Origin of the sequence: Streptomyces sp. NTH33 (assembly GCF_003236365.1) — a bacterium.
Lineage (GTDB): Bacteria > Actinomycetota > Actinomycetes > Streptomycetales > Streptomycetaceae > Streptomyces.
In genome coordinates this window covers 1-6,216 of the sequence record NZ_POTZ01000409.1, presented here as the reverse complement: position 1 = coordinate 6,216, position 6,216 = coordinate 1, and the positions used below count along the sequence as shown (strand labels likewise).

At 70.9% G+C, this 6,216-nt stretch carries 7 protein-coding genes and 1 pseudogene; 1 reads left to right on the top strand and 7 read right to left on the bottom strand.

The window, feature by feature from the left end:
- The 5 genes from C1I97_RS28885 to C1I97_RS28865 all read right to left on the bottom strand — a co-directional run.
- Positions 1–243 (bottom strand): biotin carboxylase N-terminal domain-containing protein (locus tag C1I97_RS28885; RefSeq protein WP_309147836.1); only part of this gene is annotated, 243 nt, incomplete at its 3' end.
- A complete protein-coding gene (locus tag C1I97_RS28880; RefSeq protein WP_111006070.1) occupies positions 240–704 on the bottom strand; it encodes a cobalamin B12-binding domain-containing protein in 465 nt (154 codons plus the stop codon). The genes C1I97_RS28880 and C1I97_RS28885, both read right to left, overlap by 4 nt.
- A gap of 19 nt (positions 705–723) precedes the next feature.
- Positions 724–930 carry an acyl-CoA carboxylase subunit epsilon gene (locus C1I97_RS28875; RefSeq protein WP_111006069.1) on the bottom strand — a complete coding sequence of 69 codons (207 nt, stop codon included), beginning with the start codon at positions 928–930 and terminating at the stop codon, positions 724–726.
- A 9-nt stretch (positions 931–939) separates the two neighbouring features.
- Complete coding sequence (locus C1I97_RS28870) at positions 940–2,547, bottom strand: acyl-CoA carboxylase subunit beta (protein WP_111006068.1); 1,608 nt, start codon at positions 2,545–2,547, stop codon at positions 940–942.
- A gap of 4 nt (positions 2,548–2,551) precedes the next feature.
- Positions 2,552–4,138 carry an acyl-CoA mutase large subunit family protein gene (locus C1I97_RS28865; RefSeq protein WP_111006067.1) on the bottom strand — a complete coding sequence of 529 codons (1,587 nt, stop codon included), beginning with the start codon at positions 4,136–4,138 and terminating at the stop codon, positions 2,552–2,554.
- A 100-nt stretch (positions 4,139–4,238) separates the two neighbouring features.
- Between C1I97_RS28865 and C1I97_RS28860 the strand changes: the two genes are divergently transcribed.
- Positions 4,239–4,925 (top strand): TetR/AcrR family transcriptional regulator, encoded by a 687-nt coding sequence (locus C1I97_RS28860; protein ID WP_111006066.1) that lies wholly within the window; start codon positions 4,239–4,241, stop codon positions 4,923–4,925.
- 230 nt (positions 4,926–5,155) lie between these two features.
- Here C1I97_RS28860 and C1I97_RS28855 read toward each other — a convergent pair whose 3' ends face one another.
- Together C1I97_RS28855 and C1I97_RS41875 are read right to left on the bottom strand one after the other, a co-directional pair.
- Positions 5,156–5,674, bottom strand: coding sequence for an HPP family protein (locus C1I97_RS28855; protein WP_181446965.1), 519 nt, complete (start codon positions 5,672–5,674; stop codon positions 5,156–5,158).
- A gap of 223 nt (positions 5,675–5,897) precedes the next feature.
- Positions 5,898–6,216 (bottom strand): annotated as a pseudogene (locus C1I97_RS41875) (hopanoid C-3 methylase HpnR); the annotation flags it as partial.

The window sequence follows — 6,216 nt, the reverse complement described above, 5'->3', positions numbered from 1 at the left end:
GTAGCCGGGGTGGACGGCGTCCGCGCCGGACTCCTTGGCGGCCTTCAGGACCTTGTCGATGTCCAGGTAGCTGGTGGCCGGGGTGTCACCGCCCAGGGCGAACGCCTCATCCGCGGCGCGGACATGCGATGCGTTCCGGTCCGGGTCGGCGTAGACGGCCACGCTCGCGATCCCGGCGTCCCGGCAGGCCCGGGCCACGCGGACAGCGATTTCGCCACGGTTGGCGATGAGCACCTTGGTCAGCATGCCGCCTCCCGCACGTCCGTCCGGCCGGCGCCGAGCGCGTCGACGGTCTCGACGATGCGGCGGATGTCCGTGCCCGGGGTGAACACCGCGTCGACGCCCATGGCTTGGAGCGTGCGGACGTCGGCGTCCGGGATGATGCCGCCGACCAGGATGCGCACGTCGCTCGCGTCCTCCCGCGCCAGCAGCCCGATCACGCGCTCCACGATCGTCAGGTGGGCGCCCGAGAGGACGGAGAGGCCCAGGACGGGCGCGTCCTCGGCGATGACGGTGGCGACGATCTGTTCCGGAGTCTGGTGCAGGCCGGTGTAGATCACTTCATGGCCGGCGTCGCGCAGGGCGCGGGCGATCACCTTGGCGCCGCGGTCGTGGCCGTCGAGTCCGGGCTTGGCGATCACCACGCGCAGTCGGGGCGGCGCCGTCGCGCCGCCGAGGTCCGTGCGCTGTCGCAGGGCGTTCATGGTCTCTCCGTTCGGACGTTCACTGGGGGAGGGCTGGAGCGAGCCAGCCGGCGGGGCCGTAGGTGTGCGGCGTGCGCAGGAGGCGTTCCCGGGAGGCCCAGGCATTGGCGCGACGCGGAGCGGAGCCGGTCGCTGTGCGCGCCGCCGCCGCGGCGCGCGCCCGGACCACCGCCAGGGCGGCGGCGAGTTCCTCCGGGGTGGGGTTGCCTCGGACGATCTTGATCACAGCGGCTCCTTACAGGGGGATGTTGCCGTGCTTCTTGGGCGGCAGGGACTCCCGTTTGGTGCGCAGCTGGCGCAGGCCGCGCACCAGGTGGGAGCGGGTGGCCGAGGGCGTGATCACGGCGTCGACGTAGCCGCGCTCGGCCGCGACGTAGGGGTTGAGGAGGGCGTCCTCGTACTCCTGGATGAGCCGGGCCCGGGCGGCCTCGCCCTCCCCGGCGTCCTCGGCGGCGGCGAGGGTGCGGCGGTGCAGGATGCTGACCGCGCCCTGCGCGCCCATCACGGCGATCTGCGCGGTGGGCCAGGCCAGGTTCAGGTCGGCGCCCAGGTGCTTGGAGCCCATCACGTCGTAGGCGCCGCCGAACGCCTTGCGGGTGATCACGGTGATCAGCGGCACGGTGGCCTCGGCGTAGGCGAAGATCAGCTTGGCGCCGCGGCGGATGATGCCGGTGTGCTCCTGGCCCACCCCGGGCAGGAAGCCGGGCACGTCCACGAAGGTGAGCACCGGCACGTTGAAGGCGTCGCAGGTGCGCACGAAGCGGGCGGCCTTCTCGGAGGCGTCGATGTCCAGGCAGCCGGCCAGCCGCAGCGGCTGGTTGGCCACCACGCCCACCGGGCGGCCCTCGACGCGGCCGAAGCCGGTGAGGATGTTCGGCGCGAACAGCGGCTGGGTCTCGCAGAACTCCCCGTCGTCCAGCACCGGCTCGAGCACGGTGCGCATGTCGTAGGGCTGGTTGGCGCTGTCCGGCACCACGGTGTCCAGGGCCAGGTCCTCCTCCGAGGGCGCCAGGTCGGCCTCCTCGGCGAAGACGGGCGGCTCGGCGAGGTTGTTGGAGGGCAGGTAGGAAAGCAGCTGCTTGACGTAGTCGATGGCGTCCTTCTCGTCGGCGGCCAGGTGGTGGGCCACCCCGGAGGCGGTGTTGTGGGTGCGCGCCCCGCCCAGCTCCTCGAAGCCCACGTCCTCGCCGGTGACGGTCTTGATGACGTCCGGGCCGGTGATGAACATGTGGCTGGCCTGGTCGACCATGACGGTGAAGTCGGTGATCGCCGGGGAGTACACCGCGCCGCCCGCGCACGGGCCGAGGACCAGGGAGATCTGCGGGATGACGCCGGAGGCGTGGGTGTTGCGGCGGAAGATCTCCCCGTACGCCCCCAGGGAGGCGACGCCCTCCTGGATGCGGGCGCCGCCGGAGTCGTTGATGCCGATGACGGGGCAGCCGGTCTTCAGCGCGAAGTCCATCACCTTGACGATCTTCTGCCCGTACACCTCGCCCAGCGCGCCGCCGAAGACGGTGAAGTCCTGCGAGAAGACGGCCACCGGGCGGCCGTCGACGGTGCCGTAGCCGGTGACCACGCCGTCGCCGTAGGGGCGGTTGGCCTCCAGCCCGAAGTGGGTGGAGCGGTGCCGGGCGAACTCGTCCAGCTCCACGAAGGAGTCCTCGTCCAGCAGCAGCCCGATCCGCTCGCGGGCGGTCAGCTTGCCCTTGGCGTGCTGCTTTTCCACGGCGCGCGCGGAGCCGGCGTGCGTCGCCTCCTGGATCCGGCGCTGCAGATCCGCGAGCTTGCCCGCGGTCGTACGGATGTCGATGTCGTTCACTGGTTGCTCCACCCCAAGGCTCATCGGTTCAGAAGGTGTCGTGGGGGACGTGCACGCCCCAGACGTCGCGCAGGGCGTGGGAGACCTCACCGACCGTGGCGCGCAGGCGCAGGGCCTCGCGCATCGGGGGCAGGACGTTGCCGGTGCCCTGGGCGGTGGTGCGCAGGGCGTCGAGGGCGCGGTCGACGGCGCCGTTGTCGCGCTCGGTGCGCAGGACGGCGAGGCGTTCACGCTGGTCGAGTTCGATCTGCGGGTCGACGCGCAGCGGCTCGTACGGTTCCTCCTCGTCGAGGACGAAACGGTTGACGCCGACCACGGTGCGCTCCTTGTTGTCGATCTCCTGCGCGATCAGATAGGCGGAGCGTTCGATCTCGGACTTCTGGAAGCCCTGCTCGATCGCCGCGACGGCGCCGCCGCGGTCCTCGACCGCCTGGATCAACTCCAGGACCGCCGCCTCCAGGTCGTCGGTCATCGACTCCATGAAGTACGAGCCGGCGAAGGGGTCGACGGTCCGGGTCACGTCGGTCTCGTGGGCGATGACCTGCTGGGTGCGCAGGGCGAGCCGTGCCGCCTTCTGGGTGGGCAGGGCGATGGCCTCGTCGTAGGAGTTGGTGTGCAGGGACTGCGTCCCGCCCAGGACCGCGCCCAGGCCCTGCAGGGCGACCCGGACGAGATTGACCTCGGGCTGCTGGGCCGTCAGCTGCACACCGGCGGTCTGCGTGTGGAAGCGCAGCATCTGCGACTTGGGGTTCTGGGCCTTGAACTCGTCGCGCATGATGCGCGCCCAGATCCGGCGGGCGGCGCGGAACTTCGCGATCTCCTCCAGCAGCGTGGTGCGGGCGACGAAGAAGAACGACAGACGCGGAGCGAAGTCGTCGACGTCCAGGCCCGCGGCGATCGCGGCGCGCACGTACTCCTTGGCGTTGGCGAGGGTGAACGCGATCTCCTGCGCGGGCGTGGCCCCGGCCTCGGCCATGTGGTAGCCGGAGATGGAGATCGTGTTCCAGCGCGGCAGCTCCCGGTGGCAGTAGGCGAAGATGTCGCTGATCAGCCGCAGTGACTGCTTCGGCGGGAAGATGTACGTGCCGCGGGCGATGTACTCCTTGAGCACGTCGTTCTGGATCGTGCCGGTCAACCGGTCACCGGCCACGCCCTGTTCGGCCGCCACCAGCTGGTACAGCAGGAGCAGCGTCGACGCGGGCGCGTTGATCGTCATCGACGTCGACACCTTGTCCAGCGGCAGGCCCTGGAACAGCGTCCGCATGTCCTCGATGGAGTCGATCGCCACGCCGACCTTGCCCACCTCGCCGCGGGCGATGTCCTCGTCCGAGTCGTAGCCCATCTGAGTGGGCAGGTCGAAGGCCACGCTCAGGCCCCCGGTGCCGGCGCCGACCAGCTCGTGGTAGCGCTCGTTGGACTCCTTCGCGGTGCCGAACCCGGCGTACTGCCGCATCGTCCAGGGGCGGCCGGTGTACATCGACGGGTACACGCCGCGGGCGAACGGGAACCGTCCCGGGGCGCCCAGCTTGGCGTCCGCGTCGAAGTCTGTCAGCGACCAGCCGTCGTAGACCGGCTGAATCGGCAGGCCGGACTCGCTGCGTGCGAAGGAACCCACATCGATCTCCTCTGGTACCCAATCTCTTATGAACGGTACTCAGTACCATTCAAGTGAGCAAGTGGCTCCTCGAGGCCGAGAGAGGGGAGGATGGGTGATCATGAGCAAGCCAGCCGCGCGCACCCGACTCGCTGACGCCGCCTTCGCCCTGTTCGACGAGCGCGGCTACGAGCAGACCACCGTCGACGACATCGCCGAACGGGCCGGGGTGGGCCGCACCACCTTCTTCCGGCACTACCGGTCCAAGGAAGACGTCATCTTCCCCGACCACGACCGGCTGCTCGAGCAGATCAAGGACCGGCTGGCCACCTCCAGCCACGACACCGCCCTGGCCGCCGTCTCCGACGCGGTCCGCCTGGTGCTGATGCACTACCTCGACGAAGGTGACCTCGCCCGTCGGCGATACCGGCTCACCAGCAAGGTCGCCGCGCTCCGCGACCGCGAGATCGCCAGCGTGGCCCGCTATCAGAGGCTGTTCCGCGAGTTCATCGCCAACTGGATGGGAGGCTCCACCGAGTCGGCCTCGCTCAGGGCCGAGCTCATGGCCGCGTCCGTGGTCGCGGCCCACAACCACGTGCTGCGCCGATGGCTCCGGGGCGAGTCCTCCGACCCCGTCGGAGAGGTCGACGAGGCGATGCGCGAGGTGCTCGCCCTGTTTCCCGGCCCCCAGTCCCGCGCACAGGCCGGTGACGGCGGCACCACCGTCGTCGCCTTCCGCACCGGACAGGACATCGACGCCCTGCTCCCCTCACTGCGACGCCTCGTCGAGGGCCGCCCCGAGCAGTGAACGCCCCTCGCATGCCGCAGGGAAACGGTCCTGGAAGCGCGCTCCCGGACGGTGGAGGCCGACCAGGCCGTGGTCGGTCGGCTGTCCCACGGGTGGGCACATGGAGCTTCGCACGCAGCCCGCCGGCTGGATCGAGACGATCGGCCGGCTGAGTCTCGGCGTCGCCGGCTGGAAGGAGAAGATGGGACGCGCCCTCCCGGGTAGGCAGGTGGTGCAGGCCGAAGCCGCGGTCAGCCGTCGCCCTCGGCCTGCTCCGGCTGCTTCGGAGTGGTGGCGACGCTCATCAACGGTGCGATCGCCAGAATCAGAACCAGCCCGGTCAGCATGCCGTACAGCGGTGGGCCCGGACGGGAGATGCCGGACGTGATGAGCAGCGTCGTCGCGGCGGCCGGAGGGTGGTGCGCTTCGCACACGTGCAGCAGGAACAGGGTCAGTCCCACGGAAAGGGCCTGCGCGCCGATCTGCGCACCGGTGTCGTGCTGCTCGGCGGCGGTCGACGGGTGACTCCACAGGCCGAAGAGGGCCAGACAGGCGAGACCGACGACGACCGCCAGCGCGTGCCCGATCACCGCGCTGCGCAGCCGGGCGCTGACCGAATGCGGGTGGGCGAGCAGCAGGTACGCCGTCGGTCCCAGGGTGGTGGTGAGCGCGATCCACCCCACGAGCCGCCCGACGGCTCCGACTCCGGCGAGCAGCAGGGCGGACAGGGCGAGGAGCCGCAGCCCTCCTTTCAGGCGGGTGCGGAGCACTCCGTCACGTGCCGTTCCGGCCGGCCCGGGACCCGGCGGTGTCTCGCCCGGCGTCATACGGACCTGCCGGTCGACGTGGACCGTGCGGCCTTGCCGGTTCCGGTTCTCACGGCGGTCTCCTTCGCGTCGAGACCCGGGTTTCCCCTGGCCGCTGTGCTCAATCGGCCCGGCCGCGCACGGCGTTGCGGGCGGTTCCGCTCCGCGCTTTCCGCGGATCGTCCGCTCAGGATTCCGTGTCGCGTACGGAAGGCCGGGTGTGGATGTAGAGCCGGCGGCGGTCGCCGACGTCGACGCGCTGGGGGAGGGGCAGCTCGTAGGAGACGGGGCGCCGGTGGTCGGCGAGCTGCCGCTGGGGGGTTGTAGACGCGGTGGAACTTCCACAGCATGCGGGCGAAGTTGGTCTGCCCGCGCAGCAGGTGCCCGCCGAGCAGGCGGGCGGCGCCGAGGGCGGTGCGCCAGCCGAGGTGCTTGGCGTTGATGACGGCCTGTGTCCGGACGAGTTCGCGGTAGAACTCGGCGAGGGGGAGGGTGGTGGGGACTAC

What these genes read in the sequence shown, in the direction of transcription:
- C1I97_RS28880 (WP_111006070.1), bottom strand. Translation starts at nt 704, where the DNA reads ATGAACGCCCTGCGACAGCGCACGGACCTCGGCGGCGCGACGGCGCCG.
- C1I97_RS28870 (WP_111006068.1), bottom strand. Translation starts at nt 2,547, where the DNA reads ATGAGCCTTGGGGTGGAGCAACCAGTGAACGACATCGACATCCGTACG.
- C1I97_RS28860 (WP_111006066.1), top strand. Translation starts at nt 4,239, where the DNA reads ATGAGCAAGCCAGCCGCGCGCACCCGACTCGCTGACGCCGCCTTCGCC.